Origin of the sequence: Leptolyngbya sp. Heron Island J (assembly GCF_000482245.1) — a bacterium.
Classification (GTDB): Bacteria; Cyanobacteriota; Cyanobacteriia; order Phormidesmidales; family Phormidesmidaceae; genus Leptothoe.
Genome location: NZ_AWNH01000023.1, coordinates 36,851 through 61,148, shown reverse-complemented (window position 1 = coordinate 61,148; position 24,298 = coordinate 36,851). Strand labels below are relative to the sequence as shown.

The following is a 24,298-nucleotide window of genomic DNA, read 5'->3' as shown; positions in this document are numbered from 1 at the left end:
GGAGATTCACATAGAAATTGTTGTAACGACTGTGAATTTGGCAAGCCAACAACTTTAGCAATAGCCGGTAAGGATTTGCGCTTAACCTCTGAAATCAGACCCACATGTAAATGTTTGAAGGCCTCAAAACTTCTGACTTCAGCGAACAGGTCTCGATAGGACTCGCAGTAGTCATCGATAAATTTGACGGTAGGTTGAGCAGCTCGGGGTGTCACCATGAGTACGGTTTGACCAACTTGGGCCGATAGCTACTCCTATTTTATACTGCTAGAGTCATTAAAGAGCGCTATAATCAGTATGTAGTATTGTCTGAAGTGCGTTCTGTCGGTTTGGCAAATGCACTTCAAGGGCTGCCCTATCAAGTTGCTGAAGTTGAGATTAACCAGCGTATTGCCCCTGACTATCAGACGTTGCGAGCTGAGAACCCACAGCGGTTTGGAGTGCCAGATGTAACGCTGACTCTGACTGCTCAACGGGGAGTAGAAGTCATTATGCTAGGAGAAATTGAGCGTCCGGGCTTATATCCTCTCGACGTGCCGCGGGTGACGGCTGCTCTGCTGGCTGCTGGTGGTGCTCGTAGTACGGCTGATTTACGTGAGATCCGTATTCAGCGGCGATTGCCTAATAATCGTTTGATCGAAAAAACCGTCGACCTTTACACACCTGTTCGTGATGGTAGTCCACTACCAGAGGAGCGTTTGGAAGATGGAGATGTGGTCATCATATCCCGGCTCGATCCGGCTCAGTCTCAAGATTACGATGTCAACCTGGTTACTCGCTCTACGTTTGCTCAGCCTGATATTTTAGTGCGAGTGTTTAACTATCCCGGCGGTGTTGTGGGAGGTCGCCGTGTACCGAATGGCAGCACATTTGTAGATGCGTTAGTGGGTGATGCTGTCAGAGGTGGTGATGGTCTGGGGCTACCATTGAATCAGGCGAATCTAGGCTCCGTGGCGCTCATTCGCTTTGATCCAGAGCAAGGAAAACCGGTGGTTACCAAGTTGGATGCTAAGGATGCAATCTATGGAGATCCGACTCAGAATCCCCCCCTGCGCGATAACGACGTCATTGTAGTTGGTCGAAACTTTATTAACCGTATTACTTTTGCCATCGATACGGTTACCCGACCTTTTCAGGATATCCTGAGCTTCATCCTCTTTTTTGATGGCATTTTTACTGGTGACTTTTTTGACTAGCTTTGTCTGTATTCACGGTATATCCAGATCAAGGATATCCGTTGAGTGATTAAGCTATGATTTCTTTAAAGTCCGGATCAGTAACCTAGATTTCTGACATATTAATGATCTCTACCTGAGCCAATGATTCAGGCAACTGCCTCAAACTAGTTCTCTTATCCGATGAGTGTCCATGGTATCTCCTATCATCAAGCGATATCTGTTAGCTGTTCAGCGATATAAGTGGGCTGGATTGACATGTTTGTTGTCGATTCTGGGCGCTTCGGGAGTTGTTGCGCTGCAGCCGCCACCACCAGTTGAGTACTATGCCGAAGGCATACTGGTTGATAATGCACCTCTGGTGTCCCTTACCAATACCGCTGATACGATTGACCAGCTGGGTAGAGGGATTATTAACGAAGACCAATTACTATCTGAAGTCTTACTCCAAGAAGTATCTCGCCAGTTAGTCAATCGAGGTGTAGAGCTTTCACCAGGGCAGATTCGCAGAAATACTACGGTTGATGTTAATGGTGGTAAGGATGAAGGTGGACTGCAGGCCATTGTTCGCTTTATCCATGATGACGAAGAAACAGCGACAATAGTTCTCAATACTATGTTTCAGGGTATGGTTGAGCTGAGTCGTGTACGTAATAAAGCTCGATTGCAGGCCATTATTGATGCCTTAAATGAGCGATTGCCACCTATTGAAACAGCTCTAAGACAAGCCGAACAAACTCTAGAGCAATACGATCGTCAAGAGGGACCGGCGATTCAAGCAGCCTTAGATGGCAGTTTGCTGGGGCAAATTTCAGGAAGCCAACAGCAAATTCGTCAAAATCAAATCACACTGGCTGGGATTGATGCTCAAATACAGAGTTTACAGCAACGTTTAGGGCTGAGTGCCGATGAAGCCTATGTGTCTTCTGCGTTGAGTGCCGATCCACTGATTGCCAATCTGCGGGCGCAAAGCTATCAAGTCGAGAATGAACTTGCGTTGCTACAAGCATCAGATTATCGGGCAGACCACCCGGCTGTGGTGGATGCAGTGCGCAACCTTAATGCCCTACAGTCGCAGCTAAGTCGTCGAGTTAGTGACGTTTTATCTGGCGATGGCCAGACCGCGGCTTTACCGGCTGGTGTTGTAAATATTAATGGCAATTTAGATCCAGCTCGCGCAGCCCTGGCAAATCAGCTAGTAACTTTGCAAACTGAAAGAGATACCTTGCTGAGTCAGAATCAGGTACTGGCTCTATCGGCTCAAGACTTACGCCAGCAGTATTCTAGTTTGCCTAATAAGCAATTAGAGCGTGAGCGATTAGCTTATCAGGTCGGTCTGAAAAAGGCCCTCTACGATCAGATTCAGGCTCGAATTGTAGATGCCGAGGCTGCTGAAGCCGAAACCGTGAGTAGTTTGACGGTGGCTAGCCCGCCTACTTCTGTTATCAATGAGCCTGAAAAGCCCAACCCAGCCACTGTGTTACTAGCGGGAGGTCTTCTGGGATTAGTAGCTGGTGGTGGCATTATCTTTCTATTAGATCTGCTAGATGGTACTGTCCGTACACCGGAAGATTTGGAGAAACTACTGCGCGATCAGGATATGCCTATCCTGGGAGCAGTGCCGATGATTCGTACACGACCGGCGAAAGCGGCTCCGATCTTGGTGCAGTCAGACTCTCAGTATCACAGTAGTTATGAACGCTGCTTGAGCAAATTACGACTAACGGGATTTGAGGATAGCGTTATTGGTCCTCGAGTAGTGCTGGTTACTAGCACTATTGCTAATGAAGGTAAAAGCATTACGGCCTACAATTTAGCGATCGCAGCAGCTCAAGCTGGACGTCGGACTCTGTTGGTAGAAGCTGATTTGCGTTCAGGATCAAAAGCGCAGTACTTAAGTTTGGTAAATGACGATCAGGTTTTGATGGAGCCGTTACGTTACTACGGTGGTAGCGTCGGCGATCACATTCGTATGGTGCCATTTATTGAGAACTTGTATGTGTCTCCTAGTCCTGGTCCACAACGTCAGGCTGCCGCAATTCTTGAGTCTAGCGAGATGCGTCGCTTTTTAGATGATGCTCGTGAACGGTTTGATATGGTGATTTTAGATACACCATCATTAAGTCGTGTTGATGATGCGTTGCTGTTGGAAGAGCAAACTGATGGCATGATTCTGGTGGCTCGACCCGGTGTGACCGAAAGGGCTGTTTTAAACACGGCGCTTGAAGAGCTTGATCTCAATGAAGATATCCGTTTGCTGGGAGTTTTAATTAACGGCGCTAATGTTACTCTCCAGGATGATGAAGATGATTTCGAAGAAGATGAGGGTTATCTATTAGCTGAAGATGAGTCGGAAGTGCCTCGTGCGGTTGCGACGACACCGATCGATTTCTAAGGGAGTTTGAAACCTTGAAGATTCAGATTGATTAATGCTGTTTTTTAGCAAACCCTGTATAGCAAGGTTTAACAAGGTTTGATTACAGAAGGTAATCGCGACTTAGCATTCCCTGTTAAAATCCAAGCTATTGGATTTAAATACCGAGTTCCTTTGGGACTCATTACCATTGTCTCTTTTACAGGACGGATGACGACATACTATTACGCCGTGGCCAGTCAGCGCTTTCTATTGGAAGAAGAGCCTTTAGCTGAGGTCCTTAAAGAACGGCGACGCTACTATCAGGAACAGGAAAAAGAGATCGATTTTTGGTTGATTAAACAACCTGCTTTTTTGGAGTCGCCAGAATTAGAAGCAGTTAAAGCAAGTTGTCCACAGCCTGCAGCTGCTGTGGTTTCAACCGATAAAGTTTTTATTACCTGGCTGAAGCTGAGGCTGGAGTATATTGCCACTGGAGAGTTTGAAGTGCCGCTAGCCTCGGTGAGCGATCCGCTAGCTTCTTTAGCCACTGCAGCTTAACGAAAAGGTCATGCTTCCTCAGGTTGGGTTATTTCTCTATTAAAATTGCAGTCCCTTTGAAGAATGATGCGGTTTAGTTAGCTAGGAGACATGGCTATGGGATATCGATGGCTAAGTGGAGCGATGCTCCTTCTGCTTTTAGATGGTAGCCAGGGAATAGCCCAGAGTTATCCTGATTGTCCACCTCCTGCCAGTGGGGAGTATTTATTGTTGGTACGGGGGGCGGATGAGACTACTCGCGATCGCATCATGTCCGTCTTACCAGTTGATAAAACCACTCTAGTATGTAACTACCTGGAGGATACCGTTGTTCGAGCTGGCGGCTTTAACTCCCTAGAAGTTGCCAACTCTTGGGCGCTCTACTTAAATGACATTGAGCAGTTTGACACTGTCGTAGTAGAGGCTACAACCTCAGCAGCAGCAGCAGTACCAGATGAATCCCCTGCTCCTACTGCTGAGGTTGTAGCGCCCACTGCTGTGGAGGAGCCTGTGCCGGAGCCGCAACCTATGCCGGAGGAGGACCCTGTAACAGTTGCCGCTGTTGATGAGGGGAATCAAAGCAGCAATAGCCAACCTCGGTACCAGCCTACTCTGCTGGGTGAAGGCGTGGCTGTATTAGTTGATTATCAGGCAAATCCGGCTATTGGACGCGACTTGGCTCAACAAGGCAATGTGGGGCTGGCTGTATACCTGGAACAGCCGTATTTGCTAGTGCTGCATACAACTGACTCATCAGCGGCAGCAACTAAGCTACAGCAGTTAGTGGATAGCGGGCTAAACTCGTTTTTGGTAAATGGCGAACAGGTGATCAGATTAACTGACACCATTCGCTGAGCGAATTTACTTGTTGCTCATGTCTAGTAAGCTGGTGCTGCCAGCAGGCCAATAAAAACGCCTAAAGCTGCACCTGCAATCACCTGTACCGGCGTATGACCTAATAGCTCTTTCAGGCGATCTTCTTGAAATTCATGCTCTTGAAAAAACTCATCCACAATTTGATTGAGCACACGTGCCTGTTTGCCTGCGGCTTGGCGAACTCCGGCGGCATCATACATAACAATTACCGCAAATACTGCTGTGACAGCAAAAGCTGGGCTAGACCAGCCAATGGTCTGGCCAATGCCACAGGCTAGAGCCGTGACCAATGCTGAATGGGAACTGGGCATACCCCCTGTTTCAACCAGGACACGAAAGTTAAGGCGATGGTTAGTGATCACTTCGATAATCAGTTTGAGTAACTGCGCACTCAAACAGGCCACCAAAGATACAACCAGAACGTGGTTTTGAAAGATCTCGCTAAAGGCTTCCATATGGGTATGTAAATGTAAATGCGATTTTAATGTGTGCGTGCCGTGATGAAGTCTGCGATCGCAACTAGAGGCTGTTTGAGGGTGCCAAAGGGTGCCAGCTCATCCTTAGCTGCTTGCACTAACGTTTCAGCCTGTTTCTTTGACTCATCTAATCCCCAAATACTCGGGTATGTTGCTTTCTGCGCCTGAACATCTTTACCAATTGATTTCCCCAGTTCCTCCTGGGTTGAAGTGATGTCAAGAACGTCGTCCACAATCTGAAAGGCCAGGCCAATATTTTGAGCATAGCGCGATAGACGCTCTATAGTTTCAGACTCAGCTTCCGCCAGAACAGCTCCCGCAACCACAGAAACCTCCAGCAAAGCAGCGGTCTTATGCATATGAATAAAATTCAGAGTTTCGATGGATGTATCGGTCTTGCCCTCAGATGCCAAATCGACAATCTGACCACCCACTAGTCCAGCAGCGCCTACTGCTTTTCCTAAGCGTCGGATGACTTCTAAAATCGCTTTGGGTGGGACATTTTGAGTGCGATCAGCAACAAATTCAAAGGCATAGGCAAGCAGAGCATCCCCGGCTAAAATCGCTACGTCGTCACCATAGATCTTATGGTTTGTAAGTTTTCCCCGACGATAATCGTCGTTGTCCATAGCCGGCAGATCGTCGTGGATTAACGACATGGTATGTATCATTTCCAGGGCACAAGCCGTCGGCATTGCCTGGGCCACGGTTCCCCCCACCAGCTCACAAGTGGCTAGACATAAAATCGGTCGTAGTCGTTTGCCCCCCGCCATAAGCGAGTAGCGCATCGATTCGTAAATCGTTTCGGGATAGACTACCGGCAATGACTGCTCAAGAGCTGCCTCTACCTCGGCACACTTGGTAGTGAGGTAAGTTTTAAGGTCAAAATCAGCAGCGACATCGGTAGTCATCATAGTTACCATAAAAAAGTTATGAATCAGTTGCACCACAGCAACTTGAGATCGCGTGGCTCAAAGCAAAAAGGTTAACTATTAATTAACCATTAAATCGCTTACGGTAGCTTAATACTGTATTGTGCAACAACATGGTCACTGTCATAGGGCCAATTCCACCAGGTACAGGAGTAATTGCCCCAGCAATGGGTTCTACGCTGGCAAAATCCACATCTCCAACTAACCGAAACTTACCGGATTCAGCATCCTGAATCCGATTGATCCCCACATCAATAATGGCAGCGCCTGGTTTGACCCAATCGGCACCGATTATCCCTGGACGCCCCACAGCGGCCACCAAAATATCAGCCTGTCGACATAACTCGGGCAAATTCTGGGTTCGTGAGTGTGCAATGGTAACTGTCGCATTAGCTTCTAATAGCATCAGCGCCATCGGTTTGCCGACTAAGATGCTACGTCCCAAAACGACAGCTGTCTTCCCGGCTGGCTCAATGTTGTATTCCTTAAGCACGGCCATCACACCGGCGGGGGTGCAGCTCCGCAGACCTGATTCTCCGCGCATCAGTCGCCCCATATTTTCAGGGTGCAGACCATCAGCATCTTTAGCTGGATCAATCTGATTGAGTAGAGCTACTGCGTCTAAATGCTCTGGCAGCGGTAGCTGAATGAGAATGCCATCAACTCGTTCATCTTGGTTGAGTTGATCAATCAGCTCAGCAACGCTGGCTTGAGAGGTATCTGCTGGTAAATGAGCCCCAAAGGACGCAATACCCATGCGCTCACAGGCACGTTCTTTATTTCTGACATAAGCCGCACTGGCAGGGTTATCCCCAACCATGACAACAGCCAGACCTGGAGGACGCTCTCGATGCTCTCGCTCTTGAGTAATATCGGCTGCAAGCTGAGATTGAATTTTGTGGGCAAGCGCTTTGCCATCTAACCGCTGGGCCATAAAATTTTTGCTGACTTTATCGGCAGTTGTGCCGACGCAGCTAGTTATTTAGGAGATACTAGCCACATTGGCTCTCACCAGCGTACCAAAGGCTCTTCCCCGACCCAAACTATAGGTGTACAAACTTGCCTATCTCTCAGCTAACCTAGTAGCAAAGCCAATGGACTTAGCTGTAGCGCTTTGCCCAAGTGTGTTTATGCTCAAATGCGTTTTATCTCAATAGCATTTAACTCTGACAGGCTGCTTGTGTGATGTTTTCTTCAAAATACAGATTAACCCTAGTGGGCTTGGGGATGGGCGTTATGACCCTAGGTATGGCCTGTCAGGCTCCATCGGGAAGCCAGATTCCCACGCTATCTTTGTCCAAGTCAACAGTTAAGATTGATTCCCTGCGTCAGCCGCAGCAAGTGGAACAAGCGGTGCCTATTACTGGCTCAGTTACTCAGCGTCTGGCGATTTTAAATGGCTGGTTGTATGAGATTGATGATGGCACTGGTCAGGTTTGGATTTTGACCGCAGAAGCGGCTCCAGTTGTTGGCGAGCAAGTGTATGTCAATGGCTTACTACGGTACGAAACCATTCTTATCAACGATGTAGATTTGGGCGATTACTATTTAGAAGAACAAGAGCGGCAGTTGCAAGTGCCTGAGACACCTTAGATCAGACTATTTAAGACGGAGATGCTCCGATTAGAGTCCGCAAATGGATAGGAGTCACTGCGTCGTTAGACGGTACAGCATGGTGTATCTCATTGACGGCCAGGTAGCTTTCCAGGATAGTTTGGGCGTCGTCCGCTGAATTGAGTTGATAAGTCACAAAAAAGCGATACGACGCTTGGCCTGGATCAAATGCTGGGCTATTTTCCCAGATGTCTAAGCGCACGCCCTTGCTATTAGGGCGTAGTCGATAGTTCAAGGTTTCCTGGCTGGACGGATGACTGGTGTTCATCGACAGTACGGGTGCTATTTGTTACTTGGCTACAGTCAGATAGTGCCCGCTTGTTTCTGGTCCGCAACCGCTAATCGCCACAAATAGGTATCATCCCTGATCTGGTCGATAGGATTAGGTGAAGAGGGTTGGTAAAAACCGTTTTTCTCTAAGCGTTAAAAACCAGATTTTGCATGAAATGACCGTGTAAACCATAGGGGATATGGTGTGGAAGTTTCAGTGTGGCGATCGGTCCTTGCGTGATGTGTTGGGCATCTAAAATGGCTAGCTCTGAGCAACGACGCTCGGCATTGTAGAACAGCCCTAACACCCAACCGTCATCCTCGGCTGTTCCCTGGGGACGTGGGACAAAAACAGGCTCACCGGCAAAACCACGGGGGGCGAAACTCCAAATTTCTTCTTGTCCGGTGGTTAAGTCATGCTTCATCACGGCTTGGAGCGGTGCATTTCCTTGTGGGCGATGGGCTACCCCAATATAGAGGTAGCGATAAGGTCGACCGACGTGTTGGGGATTTAAATCGGGAAACTCGCAGCCGCGCTCAATCAGACATTTAGCCTGGCTAGTCTCTGTGGCCAGGTCTAATTCAAACCGCCACAGCTGTCCTTCAGGAATACGACTAAAATCGGCTTCCAGATAATTTTCTGCGCCCTTGAGATCGGGAAATTCTTGATAGCAAATTGAATCTAGATAGAGTTTGCCGTCAGCCTCAAAAGCATTGGCATGATGAAAGACAAAGCAAGGCTGTAGATCGATGGTCTGAATTGGGCTGGTGCCGTCCCGTGGAATCACAATGGCACGGGTGGGCTGTTTGGCATTGAATTGGATGCATTCAGCAGCGCCCTTGACACCTGCCAGGTAAGGCACAGGGTTAAAGCCCACTGGGTTTTGAAAGAAAATGCAATAGTTGGGGGTAATTGCAAAGTCATGCAAAAAGGCAAACCCTGGAATATTGCGCTGGTGGGTATGTACTAAACGGCCTTTCGGGTCAAATTCGTACAGGGTAATGGTGCTGGAAAGCCCCGTTTTAACGCCGAAATTCACCAGACAGGGCTGATTTTTGGTGCGATCGCAACTTGGATCAATGCGCGGGTGGGCTGAGAAGGCTCCCCCTGATTTGAGCACACCATCTAAATCATCTAACCCCAGAGTTTCCAGGGTTTGAGGGTCCAGTCGATGGGGTTCCGCTGCTTCCCATAGCGCCAGCAGTTTGTCTCCCCAGTAGAGCACATTGGTGTTGGCGATATTCTTTAGACGCAGGTCAAAGGCATTAGCTAATGGGCCACCGGGTTTTTGAGTCCCAAATACACCTCGATAAAGTGGTTTACCGGCAGCTTTTTCTTTGATATAGCCCTCAGTGCGCACAAAGCGATTACGAAAAAATGCCCTACCCTCTGAGATGGAAATAGCGGTAATCATGCCATCACCATCAAAAGGATGATGCACTGGATGTCCGGCAATATCGAGTAAGCCTGGCCCATTGCGGAACAAAGTGCCTTCTAGCTCTGCTGGAATTTTGCCATCAATATCTTCGATTTCGTAAGCATATTCGTTCGGCTGCGAGCGATAGCCGCTGCGCCAATCATCCATGTCAAAGTCAGTAGATGCGCTGGGAGATGGAAGAGTTTGCATGTTTTGAAATTAGAAGAATAGGGTTGCAATTTTTCAGTGTGTAGAATGGGCACTGCCCACTAGCCGTAAGCCCAAAAAAATGGAGAGGTGTGCTCTAAGAAGAGGTCAGCACCGGTTCTGGTTTAGCAGAATTTTCATCTGCTAACAGGTCATCAGAGAATGCAGCTAATTCTGGATCTGACGATGCTGACGTGCTGGGGAGTAAAAACAACAGCGGTAGCGGTAATAGCGTTGTGAAATTCGTAATCGTCACCAATAGCCAAAGATTGTCGAAATTAGTCTCAGTTACATGCAGCCAGTGGGTTAAAAGCGCCCCCAACTCATGGGAGACTAACCCGGCAAGATTAACAATCGACATCAGTAGCGCAAACAAAGTTGCTTCTACACCCGATGGACACAACCGAGCTGACAGTACCAGTACTGGCATAAAGGCAATTTGTCCCATGACGGTCAGAATTGCGCTGTCGCCCAGGCTAAACCACTGATCGTCAATGCCAAGAGTGCGGTTGGTATGGGTTACTAAGAGCAGCGTTGTCATGCCGCCCAGGGATGCCAGTACGGTTGACCAGGCAAAGATCCGGCGAAATGGTACAGCTTTTAAAAAACGCTGGAAAATAGCAATACCTATTAGGGCTGCGAGACTCGTAACTAATCGGACCCGACCTAAAAACTCCGGTTCAAATCCCAAATCATTGGTTGTGAAAAAAAAGAAGGCTGAATCTGCACTGGGAGTGGCCTGCCACAAAAATAGGAATAGTGCAGGCATCCAAATCGCTCGCTGGCTAAAGGCGGCTTTTAGCTGTTTTACCTGACTCCAGACTGTTTGGAGATTGGATTTTTCGTGGACAGGGTCCTCTGTTATCAACCAGGCGACAACCGCAACAATCAGTGGAAACGTTGCAGTAACCATAAAGACAGTGCGGGTGCTGGTTTGCTCTAACAAGAGGCCACCTAGATACGCTGTGAGTAAACCACCGATAGCCGAGGCTCCCCAGGATAGTGATTGCAGTGTGCCGGCTTCACTTTGAGATTCCTGACGGGCGCGCTCAACGACCAGGGAGTCCACAATAACGTCTGCGATCGCAACAGATAATGAACTTAGTAAAATCATGGCCGTAGCTAACCAGGCGGTACGCACCCAAATAGCCAGCAGCAGCCAGGCCGTGGTTCCCATCAAACCCGACAGGATTAAGTAAGGGCGTCTACGATAACCAATAATCGGTAACCCGTCAGATAGAAAACCGAAAATTGGTTTGATAGTCCACGGCAAACTAGCAATGCCCGTCAGTGCTGCCACCTCTGCAGGGCTGAGACCTAGCTCATCCTTAAGAAAAAAGCTGACGGCTAACCGAGCCAATCCCAAAATGCCTTGTACAAAGTAGACCAGCAAAATCGCGATTAACTCAGTAGTAAGCGGCCGACCCAGTAAAATTCGCTGTTCTAGAAAATGCTTGAAACCCTGCGCGTCAGCAGTTGCAGTCATTTATGACAAAAACCTTTAAGAAATGTCAATTATCTTAATCATAGCGACTCTTTTAGAGGTATCCCAATGGTTTAAGCAATGAATCTAAAAATAGACATGAAAAAAGGCCACTATCGTGGCCCAAAAACTGATCAATACCAATACCTCTTGCAAAGGTATTAGCTACGCCTAGGATTTATCGCGCGTATCTAACGCATCTAGCCGATACTGCTGAATGGTGGTATCGGTCAATGAATCACTACTCTTGGTGCGCAAATTTAATTCATGCAAGCGGCGCTGCTGGATTGTAGTGTCAATAAGTGATTCACTACTTTTAGTGCGCACATCCAAGGCATCTAGGCGACGCTGTTGTAGGGTTGTGTCAGCTAGGGAGTCGTTGTTAGGAGATTGAGCCTCTACCGCCGGAGCAATCGCAGCTGCAGCCAGTAAGACAGATAAACCAGAAAGTACGAAGCGCTTCATAGTGTGTCCTCCAAAAATAGGAAGCATGTATTTTTGCCTAGATCTAGCTTGGACAACTGATCTGAATAGCTTCTGATAGAAAACTGAGAGTCTTCCAAAGGGAGGGTGATAGTTTGCTGAGTAAAAAATGTGATTTAAATCACAAAAATATTTATTCCGTATAATTACTCAGGTATGCGCACAGCCACAGTGCTGGCTTTAAAGATATAGGTTTTTCCCTCTAATTCAATGGGGGTGCCGATTTTAACTCTGCTGTTGCCAAACACAGGGCCATCAGGTGTGATCTGAGCAGGGCCAGTTAAGGTGATTAGCATATCGGCTGTAAAGCCAAGTTCAGGTCGAGGATCAGGAAACGACCTAACTGACCCATCAGGTTGAGAAACGGCAGTGCTGCGGGGCAGGGACTGAACCGCCTTAACGGCTACTTGGCCATAGCGTTGGTTGCGAATAATGATGTAGGTGCTGCCTTCAGCCTCTACATCTGCTAAAAACTGCTCAGGGTTGAGCACAGTTAACCCACGGGTCATGACATCAACTTCGATATCCCTCGTGGTAGCTCCTACTTGAGCTACTGAACCGGAGGCTCCAGGATAGAAAAATATACCCACTGCCACCATCAGGATGATCAAACCTGCACCAATGTCTAAAAGGCTGATTTTGCCAAATAAGCGTCCCTTAGAATCCAAAATAGCCATAGCTCTTGGCACTCCGAATAGTTCCCAACAGTTAAGTTCAGTACTTAAAACGTATGAATGAGCCCAAACGATAATGTAACAGACATGCAACGTCACCCTAAGGCAAGGAGATGCAATCGTTAGTATTTAATCATGTGGTGGCCAGATTGCACGGGTACAAAGCTATAAATTGAAATTGATGTATGCAAGCTAATGCATACGTGCAGATGGCGTCCGCTAAGTGTCCAATGCCGTCACCTAGGTTGACTGTTTACACTGGAATCAGTAGTGAAACCACAGTCAATTAACTGTCACAGCCCATAGGGAAAGCTATATGCGCCATCGCTATGGTCATGTATAGATACCGTCTCAAAAATCGTTGTCGACAGTTTCGAAGTTGACCGTATCTGTCTTCGCTTTATTCACCGTGTTATTACAGTAAGCCGACCATGTCTAATGGACTTTCTCGCTGGGGTAATTGCTGGCAACGCCGTCTGGCCTACGGGTTTGCAGCCTTTTTGATGACGCTGAGCTTAGGAGCTATCATTCCGAGACCGGCCACTGCTGGCTTGCTCGATATCATTTTGCCGACTATTCAAGTATTTCAAATTACAAATATGTCGGATGATCAGGAAGTGAATCTTGGTGGGCAGGTCAATCAGCAATTGCTCAGTCAGTCCTTTCGTCTGCATCGAGATCCTGCGCTTACAGCCTATGTAGATCAGATTGGTCAACGGCTTGTTCCCCATAGCGATCGCTCAGACATCCCCTATGTATTTCAGGTGGTGGAAGACAATGGCATTAACGCCTTTGCGACAATGGGGGGCTATGTGTATATCACAACTGGCTTATTAGCGGCGGCTGATAATGAAGCAGAGGTGGCTGGTGTGCTTGGCCATGAAATTGGCCACATTGCTGAAAAGCATGCCCTCGATCAAATGCGGGATGTGGCGATTGCCCAGGGCGTTGCTGGTGCATTTGGCCTTAGCCGTAACCAGATGGTGGCCATTGCTGTAGACGTCGCGTTGACGTTGCCAAACAGCCGTAGAGATGAATTGGTGGCTGATGAACACGGTTTTGTGACTATGGGCGAAGCTGGCTATGACCAGACAGGTATGGCCACTCTGATGGCCAAATTGGATAGTGGTAACAGCCCACCGGCGATCTTCAGCACTCACCCCAACCCGAAAGATCGGGTGGTGCGACTAGAGCAGATGGACAGCGAATCGGCACTGCCATCAGCCACCGCTGGTACAGATACCGCTGCTTACAGTGCACGGGTTTCGTCGCTACGATAGGCAGAGATTCCCCAAAACATGAGATTGGGATCAAACCAGGTTCTACAATTGGGAACCTGGTTTTGGTTTGTTGGATAGTGTTGTTGATAGAGCTGATGGAGATATTGCCCGTCGCCGCCGGTAAAGATCAAGGCGGTGTTCGGATATTGCTGCTGCCAGCTTTGAATAAAGTGGTGAATGCTAGCTAAGACTGTATGAACTACGCCACTTTGGATCGCATTAGTAGTGTCAGTAGCCCACTGTGGAGGGCAGTTTAACGGGGGCTCAACCTTGGGCAGGGTGGCGGTGTAGTGATGTAAGGCCGCCAAGTGCGATCGCAACCCCAATAAAATTGCTCCACCCATAAAAGTATCTGCTGTTCCGGCTGTGAAAGTCAGTGCAGTGCCGCTGTCAATAACCAATACAGGCCATCCATACTGCCGACCCGCTCCCCACAGTGTGGCTACTCGATCCAGCCCCATTGTGGAATACACTCCTTTGAGTGGAAAGTCATTGATCCATTGAATATTAGTTAGATGCGCCAGACACTGTGTTTGGTTCGGGACTACTGAAATCGCCATAATGTTCAGCATCTCAATTGGCACATCTAGCATCTGCGGTGGTCTATGTTGGACCCACATGGAGTGTAATGCTAGCGCTGAAGGTTGCTGGCTGATGAGATGGTGGGTGTGCCAAACCTGTTTGAGTTCATTGTGTTGAAACCAGGCCCAGTGCCATCGTGTATTACCAATTACTAATGCTAGCCAATTGGCCATTTTGAGCTGATTGTATTGACTGATATCAGATTTGTAGATCTTAAAAATTAAAATTAAAATAGGGGTCAGTTATTGCTAACTGGCCCCTGTTAACTTGGCAAAACTCAAAAACAATCGCTAGTCTACTGTTAGTTTGGTTGGAGAAATAGATAGTATTATCTTGCTAGGGTTTACGATTCAAATTTGCTACTTGCCTTATATCGATTGAGATTTGGTCGTCTATTTCAACTAATTGAAATAATGCTAGACCCAGTTAGACACATAGCTAAATCTGAGAGAGATTTAGGGTTTCAAATGTCAGGAATAAAGTGGTTTTCCTGGCAGCTATTCAGTTGTTTCTATAGGATTAAATGTAGCACTAGACAGTCGGCAGACTCGCTGATATTTACTCAAATTTACAACCATTGACATAAGTCTTTGAACGATTATCTTTTTCAATTGAAAAAATAGTGTGGCAGCGTTATTTGTAACATCTCCGCACTGATTTGGGGCTTTTGATTTTTCGGCGATTAACTAATATGATCCAGTGCTATTTTGGCTGCGCCGATCATACCTGCTCGATTTCCCAGGGTGGCTGTCAGGATCTGTAGAGGCCCACGATAGTGGGGCCGGATGCGCTGTGAGATTTCAGCTTGGGTAGCTGGTAAGAAGTGGCGGGCGGCAGCACTGATGCCCCCACCAATAATCACGGCTTCAGGGTTTAAGACATATATGGAGCTCACTAAGCCAATGCCCAGCAGACGCCCATAGCGTTGCCAGAATGCGATCGCATGCTTATCTCCTTGGGCTGCTAGAGTAGCCAACTCTCCCGGCTCCATGCCCATCTCTCGACGGATAGCTTGGGCAGAAACATGTTGTTCTAGGGAGCCAGTATTGCCGCTGTGACACTCGTGACCATTGGGGTCAAGGGTCACTAAACCCAGCTCGCCAGCACAGCCATCGTGACCCACAAACAGCTGGCCGTTGAGAATGATGCAGCCGCCAACACCAGTGCCTAAAGTTAACAAAATTAGATTTTGATAGGCTTGACCGGCTCCCAGCCAGGTTTCTCCCAGCCCGGCACAGTTAGCATCGTTGGCAACGACGACGGGGCGCTGGGTTTGAGCCTCGAGTATTGCGGCGACGGGAATATCCAGCCAGCCAGGCAGGTTGATGGCAATTCGGGCAATTCGAGCCGTAATATCCGCTGGACCTGGTGTGCCGATGCCAATGGCGGTGGCTTGATAGTGAGGGTCTAGTGTGGCTACCGCCTTGGCTACTGCGGTTAACACTGGTTTGGGATATTGAGGTTGGGGGGTGGGCACGCTCAACGATTGTAAGCATTCGCCCGTGGTTGTAAATCTCCCCAGCTTAATTGCTGTGCCCCCCAGGTCTATGCCAATAACTTGTTGCATGGCTTACGATTGACGCCGATTGGTCGCAGCTGTTTGAAAGAGCTGGCAATATTGCGCATAACCACCGGGAAAAACCACATTGAGTTTGAGCGGATCGCTGGTATCTCTTGGATCGCCAGGGCCTTGGGTTACGCTTGGCAAGCCATTGTGAGTCTCTACTTGAATGGCACGACGATTTTTGAGTTCGCCACCACTGCTGTCAACGTAGGCCACCAGATTGCCGCTGTTAAACGCCTCGCCGATGTTTTGAATCAGCTGCAGGAAGTTGCGATCGCTCCCTCCGCGTTTGAACACCAGCCCATTGTCTGTTTCCACAGCTTGGCTCGTCACCGTATCACCAACACCAATAATCAAGGGCATATGTGCTGGATCAAAATCTTGTTTGACTAGGGTGAGCATATCTGCCATTGTTCTGGGAGCTTGCCGGGCATTAAACCCAATGCCTAAGGGGTGTACCCCTGTTTTCTTAAAGTAGTAACGGTTAAGCAAAGCCAGTACCCCAGCTTCCTTGATCGCTCCTCTCAGCATAAATTGAAAGTCTGTTGTACCCGAGGTCTTAGCATCAGCCCACCAAACCACTTCATCACCGGTGTCGTCACGGCCTAAATTAGGTGCATAGTGTACAAAAAAGGAATCTCCCAGCCCCTGGGCTGCAGCCTCTACTAATAGCTGCTCCATCAACACCTGCATCTGTTCTTGAATTTGCCGATAAAGCACCGGATTCGCCAGGGTTTCATAAAACGTGTTGAGATTAGCAGTAGGAGATGCCACATTATCCAGTACTGATGCATTAATGCAGTGGGTTAGCTCCTCTGGCGACAGGCCATGATCAACAGTGCTCAGAAAGTCTTGTAATGTTATTTCGATTCGGTTTGGAACTGATTTTAAGAATTCCAGTTCAGCCTCGCTGACACCTGGATGAGTAAGCTGGCCATAGCGATCCTGCCACTGCACACCTCCTGCAGCGAGCCCTGGCATATGTAAATCACCTATGTTCTGCCCCAGTGCCTTCGCTACGATAGCGTTTATCCCTCGTTTGCCAATATGTTCACCGTTGGTGAGAACAAAAAAATGACCATCATAGGCCGGCATAGCTTCTACATAGGCTCGGTCAATTTCACGATTGAGCGGATCTTTGACCAGCCCCATGCATACTCCATCAAGGTCTTGAATAATCAGTAGGTTTTCGGTTTGAGCCAGGAGCTGAGTGAAGGTTGGATGGTCTAGAGAAAACGTTTGCTGGTGCAATGGTACAACTGTTTCAAAACCGGAGGTCGCCATAGAACTTGTGTTAAGAGAATTAGCCGTTTTCGTAAAAATACGGTAGCACTCGTTACGATACTCTTTGCAGTTGCGAGTCACGAGTGAGGGCTCGACCCATGGCTACAATTTATACTCTGCATCCAGAGTCGCCTCAAGCGTTCAAAATCGAGAAAATCCGTAAGCAGCTGCAGAAGGGCGCAGTGATGCTTTACGCTACCGATACGGTATATGCCATCGGCTGCGATCTGCAATCGAAAAGTGCGATTCAACGGGTCCGACAGCTTAAAAAACTGTCAAATGATAAACCCCTAACCTTTCTGTGTTTGTCGCTCTCAAACATAGCCCAGTATGCTTACGTTAGCGATCCGGCTTATCGCACTATGCGTCACCTGATTCCAGGGCCGTATACGTTTATTTTGCCTGCAACTAAGCTAGTGCCTAAGCTAGTAATGAATCCTAAACGCAAAACCACAGGCATTCGTGTGCCAGATCATGCGGTTTGTCAGGCTCTGCTCCAGAATCTGGGTAATCCCATTATTTCTACCTCGGCCCATGTGGGGGATATGGATGAAACCTATTTATCTCGATATGAGCTGTTTGATGCATTAGACAAGCAGGTAGATATCATCATTGACAGCGAAGCAGACCCCAGCTACCTAGCCTCCACCATCCTAGATATGACTGCAGATGAACCCATTGTTCGACGTAAAGGCTTAGGGTTTGATGTGGTAGAGCAGCTTGCTACGATTTCGGTGGGCTAGCTATAGGCAGATGTGCTCGTCCTTGCCCTTAAACTTGCATCTCTAAGCTAAGGAGCTGTGGGGTGTAATGGCTGGACAGAACAGTTAGCAAAAAAAAGACTGTTGGCTTGCGCCACACAGTCTAATCATTGGCTTTCAGAATCAAAGAGACCGATCATACTGGCAGCTACCTTCTGTCTCAGGGAAGATTGCTGAGGTGCTGATTGTGCACTCTTCTAGCGTAGTGAGTAACTTCAGTAGTTGGATAAATCACTGATGAAGAAATCCGTATTCAGTGTGATCTACGTATGAAACCCATCGGTAGATCCTTCTTATACTGCGGAGCTACGGATGACCTAAGAATAATTGATCGCTAACCCTCTGAAGCTGGTTCTGAGCCATTTAAGCTAGCAAGCTTTCTACTCTGCCAACTTGTTTATGGGCATGGATGTCAGTATAGAGGGCCAGTGCTCGGTGCCAGTACTGATGGGCAGCTTCTATCTGAGTGAGGCGCACATGACTATAGCCTAGTTCGACATAGGCATTGGCCAGGTCACACTTTGCGCCAATGCTGTCAAATAGATTAATGGATTGGGCGTGATATTCGAGGGCTATTGTCATGTGGTGCTGTTGTCGAGCAATACTGGCAAGGCCAGTGAGTGCCTTGGCTTTGACCTGTGGGTAATGGCCGGTTTCAGCAAAACTGAGGGCCTGTTGATATAGGGTTTCAGCTTGTTGTGTGTCACCAAGCTGATCATAGGTTTGGCCTAATAACTGAATAAAATAAGCCAGTCTGCCTGATTTCGGACTCTGGTGGGCAAAGGTACTCAAACAGTAGCTAGCTAACGTGTGAGCTTTCTCAAGATGCTGCTGACAGGCATAAGTTAAGGCTAATGCAACGGTTGCTTTATCGGCCCAGGCTTGGTGAGGGGTGTCTCGGCCCAGGTTAATGACAGCCTTAAAGGTGGCTTCGGCTTGGTCGAGTTCCCATAGGTCCATGGCATAGAGTCCCAGACTCAGCTGCGAATCGATGTTTAACATCTGCAGATAATAGTGTTGGCGAGGCTCATGTTCATCGGCTAGCTCCAGTCGCTGCTGGGCAATTGCGATCGCACCCTGCTGACACTCAATGGCGTGATTAATCTCTCCAGTGATCCAATAAATATCACCGAGAATATTACGGAGTTCACTCACTTGAGGAGATGGTTCAGGTGCTGACTCCAGATGAGAGAGCACCTCCAAAATTAAGCTACTTACGGGCTGCAGCAACCCCATCCGATAAAGACTACTGGCCAAGGGCAAAAACTGTTGCCATTGGTTATGACGACTTTGCAACAACACCTGAGCAGCGGCTTGATACTGCTCAATGACAATATAGTGATAGTAAGCCTCTAGTGCTTTCTGAGCATCCAACAGATTGGTCAGAAGGCCGACACTATGGGTCCAATAGTTAGCTGCTGCCCGATTAGCTTGATTCCATAGATTACTCTGTCGCAGCCTTTCAATGGCGACAGCTCGAATAACGGGATGGAGCCAATATTGACCATTTTCTACCTCAATCAAAGAGCGATTACGTAGAGAGGCAATGGCTCTTTGACCGTCAGTGTCCTGGCACTGGGCCAGGACGGCAGGTAATGAGAGAGAGGCAATAGTTTGATAGCGATAACAACTTAAGCGACAAAGGAGCTGATAGGCAGTGGGATCGAGACACTGTAGTCGATTAATCTGGCTAATGACCAAGTTTTTTAAGTCAATTTCTGCCAGAGGATCTGCGCCGTAGGCTTGCCAATAGGCGCGGATCTCACCGTTAAAGTCGGTTTGTACCGTGCTGCATAAAATCTCCATAGCTTTGGCATTACCACCATAGGCACGATGGAGACAGTGTAAAATCTCATCAGTCTGGGGGAAATTGAGACGATTGTAGGTAAAACACTGTTGCCAATCTGTTAGAGTCAGTCGGGGTAAACGATAGTGATAGGCTTTAATACCTGGCTCACAGAGACGATCACGGCTAGTGATCAATGTTGTTGCCTGAATTGAAAAATCTGCCAGTAGCTTTAATAATTCTGTATAGCAACGCGCTTCAACAACAAATTGACCATTGCCGTCCAGGGCAGGCTCAAGATTGTCAATGAGAATGCCCACTTGCTTTTGTTTAAGATGACGTTTTAGACGGCTGAGACTAATGCCTAAATCCTGGCCCGGTTCGTCATTGAGATCATGACGCAACCATTCGTCGAGAATGTTTTCAACTGCGGTCAAGCTAGAGGTTTCCTGGGCAATGCGCCATTCTAAAACCACATCAAAGGGTGCTTGCCGCAGATAATGTTGGGCGAGGGTGGTTTTGCCTAAACCGCCCTCGCCTTGAATCACAATGATTTTATGACCCTGGGTACAGATGGAATTCAGGGTGTCGATTGCTGTACCTCGACCAATAAAATGAGGATCGATGAGCTGAGGTTCATGGCTGTTGGGCATGGGTGGTTTAACAGGCTGTTGAGCCAGGCTAGGGCGAGGCCAGGCTTCCCCAGCGACGTGGACCATCTTGCGTTTGGCTCGCTTGAGCCAGTAAACCAACCGTGAACGATAATTTCCCTTGGTAATGCGTTCTCCCAAAACATCGGAGAGTAGTCGCCATAGCTGGGAGGCGACATCCTTAACGTGGCCTTCGCTATAACCAGCAATAGTTGCGATCGCACGATAGGTTTTACCGCCCCACACCTGCTTCAAAATGCAACATTGCAGATCGCTGAGGTGCTGCCCTGTTTTCTCATAGAGCAGAGAGTCAGTAAATTCGATAGCAGTATCCACACCCATCGGCCATCGTCAAGGGTTTCTTCACTGATAGACTACCGCCATCTTCCAAGGCATTGCGCACGAGATATTCCGACTTTTCCAGACCTTTAAATTCACACTCTTACCTACAATCTCAGACAAAGACCTATATATGGTGTACATAAGCAAGGGGGTAAACTGGTCTGACCTGTCTTTTGATCAAAGAATTTTGATGTATATCCTACAGTCAGCCTTTTGCAGGCTGTGGAGACAGCTAAAATTCAATGATTTAGGGCATCCTTGAATCATGCCACAGTGCTTACTTAATTTAAGAATGCTGGGTAAATGATTAGATTAAAGTCAATGGTTTTATAAAGACCAGTATTTTAATTTTTCGTTGAGCTTGACTATACCAGTTGCGTGACAGTACAGACAGGCTAATTACGTTTAATGCATATTTGGAGCAATACGTATCTACAATTATGATGACCCAAACTCTGCAAACTCTACCGTCCGACCTCGATCCCCGCGGGCTACCTAACCATGTTGCTGTAATTATGGATGGCAATGGCCGCTGGGCTCAGAGCCAAGGTCTACCTCGGATCGAAGGCCATCGTCGAGGGGCTAATGTTCTCAAGGATTTGCTTCGCTGCTGCAAAGATTGGGGCATTGGGGCCTTAACGGTATATGCATTTTCTACCGAGAACTGGCGACGTCCCCATGAAGAAGTGGATTTTCTGATGGTGCTGTTTGAGCGCTTGCTACGTAAGGAGCTATCAGAAATGCATCGAGAAGGGGTGCGTATTCGATTTATTGGGGATTTATCAGGGTTGCATACCTCACTGCGTCGTGAAATGGAGCGTTCGATTGAGCAGACGCAACACAATGATGCCATTGAGTTTAATGTAGCTATTAACTACGGTAGCCGTCATGAAATTACTCAAGCTTGCCGTGCCGTGGCTGAGCGTGTCGAAAAGGGTGAGCTTTCTGCGGATGCGATTACTGAAGAGCTGCTAGAACGGCATCTTTATACGTCCGGTAGTAGCGACCCCGATTTGCTGATTCGTACTAGTGGAGAGCAGCGTTTAAGCAACTTTTTACTATGGCAAATGGCCTATGCTGAGATGTATTTTACTGATGTGTTTTGGCCTCAATTTGACCGCCATCAGTTTCATCAAGCATTGTTGGCTTTCCAAAACCGAGATCGCCGCTTTGGAGCCTTATCGGAACCTGTTAAAGCACAAGTTCTAACTGCCTAGTGGTGCACTCTCAGTTTTGAATGTTGAGTTTTAACTGTCAGTCAAAACTCAACATTCTGGATTTACGGCAGCAAACACGGCTGAATAATCCTGATCTGCCAACCCCTGTTCTACCGCTTGCTTAGCCATATGAGCAACACTTTGGGCTACGTCGGCATTGAATGTTTCAGCGGACTGGACAAACAGTTTCATGTCCTTAAGCAGGTGCTTGGTTGGAAAATTGGGGTTAGCAAAATTGCGATCGCACATACGCTCTAGCTTTTTGTCAAAAGTGGGTGCATAGAGGGCACTTTGGCGCACAATCGACATAAATTTCTCAATGTCGATGGCTTCTTGCTGCACCAGTCCTAAACTCATGGAAAAGGCAGTGGTGAGGGTGCCAATCAGCTGATTCATCGCTAGTTTGACGCCGCTACCGGCTCCTACTGGACCCATGAGCTGAGGGTCGGGTCCAAAGCATTCTAGGATGGCCCGCCATTGGTCAAACTGATCGGGTGTGGCCCCCACCATCACAATCAGCTTGCCGGTTTTAGCTTCTGGGATACTACCGAGTACGGGAGCTTCAAGGTAATCTCCACCAGCGGCTTGAACAGCGTGGGCAATGGCTTTACTTTCTTGGGGGGCAATGGTGCTCATTTGTAGGACGGTGCGTCCTGCTAAGTGACCAGTTGCTTCTGCACTGAGCAGCGTGGCGTGAATAGCTGCTGCATCCGTAAGCATCAGAATAATTAGCTGAGATTCTGCGATCGCGCTTGCTGGGGTGGTGGTAGGTTTAATGCCGTCTGCTACTAGCGCATCTACTTTATCTGTGCTCCGGTTCCAGCCATAGACCTGATAGCCAGCCAATTGTAGTCGACGGGCCATGGGGGCACCCATGAGTCCGGTACCTAGAAAACTAATGTTCAACCTAATTTCCTCTCTATTAGTCTGTTTCAATTGCAGCTGTCCTGGGGTAACCCTAATAACTTGTAAAACTAAGAAGCGGTAACGTTACAGCTTAGATTTGGTTGACACAAGCCAATACTCAGGCTCAAAACCAGTCTGAACTGCAGCAAAATCTGTATATGTCTAAATTTTATATGTCCAATTTTTTCTGTTCCCGTAGTTTAGGTCGTCAGATACTAGCACTAGGTGCTTTAGTCGTTGTTGTTTTGACTGGCTGCACGCCGCGAGAAGAGTGTGCCTTAATTAATGGAGCCCTGGCTGAAGGCAACTTGCGTATTCAGGAAATCAATGAAAATAATCTAGGCAATGCTGGCTATAACCAGGGGATTGAACGCCAGGTTGGTCGTATTTATTTTGATATCTCCCAGGTGCTGGACGGTCTGCTGCTCTCAAATCGCCGATTGCAAACGATTCAGTTTCAGCTGGTTGAAGCCTATCAACAGGCATCAGATTACCGCTATCAGGCTGCAGAGTTGATCGCTAGTAATCCTGAACCTAGTAATCAAATTAAAGCCGACATTCGTACACTTCAGTTGGATTCTGAAGCGAATGTCGGCGAGGTGACAGAAGCTCTACGCAAGCAATGCCCAATTTAATGTTGGTGCTGGCTTCTATATGGGCAGGGTTTTAGGCGGCCTCTGGGGTGAGTAGCTGAATATTGGAAAATCGGAATTCCATATCGCCTTCATCGGCAGATGCGATCGCACGGCGAGTCAAGACAAAGTAGCCATCCACCTGATCATACTCATCCGTAAACTCGCTACGACCCTTTTTCTGTTCACCAGTTTTCGGGTCGTGGTATACGGAGTCATAGGTATGGGATAGATACCCAGCCCCTGTGTCATGAGTACTAAAAGTATTAATAGTCACAACCACACCGTGAATGTGACGGTGTACTAAAACAACTTCGTCGTTCAAAACCTTGTACTTATCGCCAGTAGATTTTCCCTCAACCAGGATTTCTACAGCTCCCCTATCATCGGTTTCACCCAGACCAAAGGTATTTTTTCCATGGGTGTCTTCGAACTCACGACGTACTCGGTGAATCGCCACCTCCCACAGCTGCCCTTTTATCATTTTCAGTGCAGCTTCATCCTCAATATCAAAGACCTCAGCCGAGAGATCGGGATTGACGCGGGCCGTACCAACATAGGTTTGCTCGCCATGCTTAAACTCGACATCGGTCGTGTAGCCAGGGAAATTACCATCCCAGGTGTAACGGTTCTCGTAGGCGGCACGCATAATGTCGCGTGCAGAAAGCTGTACAGCAGTCATGGGCACTTGTTGGATTACATCTACCCTTTACTTTAGTCAGTTTTTTATCCCTTGAGCACATAGATATATTGCAATAGTGCCGCGTCTGGTTGTTGTGACTACACTAATGCC

The 24,298-nt window shown here is 47.9% G+C and carries 23 protein-coding genes and 1 pseudogene; 9 read left to right on the top strand and 15 right to left on the bottom strand.

Annotation, left to right across the window (positions count from 1 at the left end):
- Positions 1 to 218, bottom strand: a pseudogene (locus N836_RS47460) (IS701 family transposase); the annotation flags it as partial.
- An 87-nt stretch (positions 219 to 305) separates the two neighbouring features.
- On the opposite strand from N836_RS47460, the gene N836_RS47455 reads away from it, so the two are divergent.
- From N836_RS47455 to N836_RS47445, 4 genes are all read left to right on the top strand, one after another.
- The gene (locus tag N836_RS47455) at positions 306 to 1,196 is read left to right on the top strand and encodes a hypothetical protein (protein WP_023071730.1); all 891 of its coding nucleotides are present in this window, start codon (positions 306 to 308) and stop codon (positions 1,194 to 1,196) included.
- Between the two features lie 172 nt (positions 1,197 to 1,368).
- On the top strand, positions 1,369 to 3,570 hold the full coding sequence (locus tag N836_RS47450; RefSeq protein WP_023071729.1) for a GumC family protein: 2,202 nt from the start codon (positions 1,369 to 1,371) through the stop codon (positions 3,568 to 3,570).
- A gap of 189 nt (positions 3,571 to 3,759) precedes the next feature.
- Complete coding sequence (locus N836_RS0137465) at positions 3,760 to 4,089, top strand: MgPME-cyclase complex family protein (protein WP_031292095.1); 330 nt, start codon at positions 3,760 to 3,762, stop codon at positions 4,087 to 4,089.
- A gap of 96 nt (positions 4,090 to 4,185) precedes the next feature.
- Positions 4,186 to 4,923: a hypothetical protein gene (locus tag N836_RS47445; protein ID WP_152532094.1), complete on the top strand. Its 738-nt coding sequence runs from the start codon at positions 4,186 to 4,188 to the stop codon at positions 4,921 to 4,923.
- Positions 4,924 to 4,946: 23 nt separating this feature from the next.
- On the opposite strand, the gene N836_RS47440 is transcribed toward N836_RS47445, so the two are convergent.
- The 3 genes from N836_RS47440 to folD all read right to left on the bottom strand — a co-directional run bounded on the left by N836_RS47440 (position 4,947) and on the right by folD (position 7,286).
- On the bottom strand, positions 4,947 to 5,399 hold the full coding sequence (locus N836_RS47440) for a divergent PAP2 family protein (RefSeq protein ID WP_023071726.1): 453 nt from the start codon (positions 5,397 to 5,399) through the stop codon (positions 4,947 to 4,949).
- Positions 5,400 to 5,425: 26 nt separating this feature from the next.
- Entirely contained in the window at positions 5,426 to 6,334 is a 909-nt protein-coding gene (gene crtE, locus N836_RS47435) for a geranylgeranyl diphosphate synthase CrtE (RefSeq protein WP_031292093.1), read from the bottom strand.
- 82 nt (positions 6,335 to 6,416) lie between these two features.
- On the bottom strand, positions 6,417 to 7,286 hold the full coding sequence (gene folD / locus N836_RS47430; RefSeq protein WP_023071724.1) for a bifunctional methylenetetrahydrofolate dehydrogenase/methenyltetrahydrofolate cyclohydrolase FolD: 870 nt from the start codon (positions 7,284 to 7,286) through the stop codon (positions 6,417 to 6,419).
- A 251-nt stretch (positions 7,287 to 7,537) separates the two neighbouring features.
- Here folD and N836_RS47425 point away from each other — a divergent pair, with 251 nt between their 5' ends.
- The gene (locus tag N836_RS47425; RefSeq protein WP_152532093.1) at positions 7,538 to 7,945 is read left to right on the top strand and encodes a hypothetical protein; all 408 of its coding nucleotides are present in this window, start codon (positions 7,538 to 7,540) and stop codon (positions 7,943 to 7,945) included.
- Between the two features lie 10 nt (positions 7,946 to 7,955).
- On the opposite strand, the gene N836_RS47420 is transcribed toward N836_RS47425, so the two are convergent.
- The 5 genes from N836_RS47420 to N836_RS47400 form a co-directional block, all read right to left on the bottom strand.
- The gene (locus N836_RS47420; RefSeq protein WP_023071722.1) at positions 7,956 to 8,234 is read right to left on the bottom strand and encodes a hypothetical protein; all 279 of its coding nucleotides are present in this window, start codon (positions 8,232 to 8,234) and stop codon (positions 7,956 to 7,958) included.
- Between the two features lie 148 nt (positions 8,235 to 8,382).
- Positions 8,383 to 9,864 (bottom strand): carotenoid oxygenase family protein, encoded by a 1,482-nt coding sequence (locus tag N836_RS47415; RefSeq protein WP_023071721.1) that lies wholly within the window; start codon positions 9,862 to 9,864, stop codon positions 8,383 to 8,385.
- A gap of 94 nt (positions 9,865 to 9,958) precedes the next feature.
- Positions 9,959 to 11,347, bottom strand: a complete 1,389-nt coding sequence (locus N836_RS47410; RefSeq protein ID WP_023071720.1) for a folate/biopterin family MFS transporter — start codon at positions 11,345 to 11,347, stop codon at positions 9,959 to 9,961.
- A gap of 168 nt (positions 11,348 to 11,515) precedes the next feature.
- Positions 11,516 to 11,809, bottom strand: coding sequence for a hypothetical protein (locus tag N836_RS47405; protein WP_031292089.1), 294 nt, complete (start codon positions 11,807 to 11,809; stop codon positions 11,516 to 11,518).
- A 164-nt stretch (positions 11,810 to 11,973) separates the two neighbouring features.
- Positions 11,974 to 12,504, bottom strand: a complete 531-nt coding sequence (locus N836_RS47400) for a DUF4330 domain-containing protein (RefSeq protein WP_023071718.1) — start codon at positions 12,502 to 12,504, stop codon at positions 11,974 to 11,976.
- Positions 12,505 to 12,932: 428 nt separating this feature from the next.
- Here N836_RS47400 and N836_RS47395 point away from each other — a divergent pair, with 428 nt between their 5' ends.
- Positions 12,933 to 13,781, top strand: a complete 849-nt coding sequence (locus N836_RS47395; RefSeq protein WP_023071717.1) for a M48 family metallopeptidase — start codon at positions 12,933 to 12,935, stop codon at positions 13,779 to 13,781.
- Here the strand turns inward: N836_RS47395 and N836_RS47390 are convergent.
- The 3 genes from N836_RS47390 to stpA all read right to left on the bottom strand — a co-directional run bounded on the left by N836_RS47390 (position 13,751) and on the right by stpA (position 17,211).
- Complete coding sequence (locus N836_RS47390) at positions 13,751 to 14,536, bottom strand: pantothenate kinase (RefSeq protein WP_023071716.1); 786 nt, start codon at positions 14,534 to 14,536, stop codon at positions 13,751 to 13,753. The genes N836_RS47395 and N836_RS47390 overlap by 31 nt on opposite strands.
- 509 nt (positions 14,537 to 15,045) lie before the next feature.
- Complete coding sequence (locus tag N836_RS47385) at positions 15,046 to 15,930, bottom strand: ROK family protein (protein ID WP_023071715.1); 885 nt, start codon at positions 15,928 to 15,930, stop codon at positions 15,046 to 15,048.
- 3 nt (positions 15,931 to 15,933) lie between these two features.
- A complete protein-coding gene (gene stpA / locus N836_RS47380) occupies positions 15,934 to 17,211 on the bottom strand; it encodes a glucosylglycerol 3-phosphatase (RefSeq protein ID WP_023071714.1) in 1,278 nt (425 codons plus the stop codon).
- A 98-nt stretch (positions 17,212 to 17,309) separates the two neighbouring features.
- On the opposite strand from stpA, the gene N836_RS47375 reads away from it, so the two are divergent.
- Positions 17,310 to 17,954 carry an L-threonylcarbamoyladenylate synthase gene (locus tag N836_RS47375; protein WP_023071713.1) on the top strand — a complete coding sequence of 215 codons (645 nt, stop codon included), beginning with the start codon at positions 17,310 to 17,312 and terminating at the stop codon, positions 17,952 to 17,954.
- A gap of 381 nt (positions 17,955 to 18,335) precedes the next feature.
- Here the strand turns inward: N836_RS47375 and N836_RS47370 are convergent, their stop codons facing one another.
- Positions 18,336 to 20,750, bottom strand: a complete 2,415-nt coding sequence (locus tag N836_RS47370; protein WP_023071712.1) for a tetratricopeptide repeat protein — start codon at positions 20,748 to 20,750, stop codon at positions 18,336 to 18,338.
- Positions 20,751 to 21,190: 440 nt separating this feature from the next.
- Between N836_RS47370 and uppS the strand changes: the two genes are divergently transcribed.
- Positions 21,191 to 21,967 carry a polyprenyl diphosphate synthase gene (gene uppS / locus N836_RS47365; RefSeq protein ID WP_023071711.1) on the top strand — a complete coding sequence of 259 codons (777 nt, stop codon included), beginning with the start codon at positions 21,191 to 21,193 and terminating at the stop codon, positions 21,965 to 21,967.
- 48 nt (positions 21,968 to 22,015) lie between these two features.
- On the opposite strand, the gene N836_RS47360 is transcribed toward uppS, so the two are convergent.
- Positions 22,016 to 22,873 carry an NAD(P)-dependent oxidoreductase gene (locus N836_RS47360; protein ID WP_031292084.1) on the bottom strand — a complete coding sequence of 286 codons (858 nt, stop codon included), beginning with the start codon at positions 22,871 to 22,873 and terminating at the stop codon, positions 22,016 to 22,018.
- Positions 22,874 to 23,031: 158 nt separating this feature from the next.
- On the opposite strand from N836_RS47360, the gene N836_RS47355 reads away from it, so the two are divergent.
- On the top strand, positions 23,032 to 23,508 hold the full coding sequence (locus N836_RS47355) for a hypothetical protein (RefSeq protein WP_152532092.1): 477 nt from the start codon (positions 23,032 to 23,034) through the stop codon (positions 23,506 to 23,508).
- Positions 23,509 to 23,539: 31 nt separating this feature from the next.
- On the opposite strand, the gene N836_RS47350 is transcribed toward N836_RS47355, so the two are convergent.
- The gene (locus N836_RS47350) at positions 23,540 to 24,187 is read right to left on the bottom strand and encodes a DUF3386 domain-containing protein (RefSeq protein ID WP_023071708.1); all 648 of its coding nucleotides are present in this window, start codon (positions 24,185 to 24,187) and stop codon (positions 23,540 to 23,542) included.
- Positions 24,188 to 24,298 lie beyond the last annotated feature (111 nt).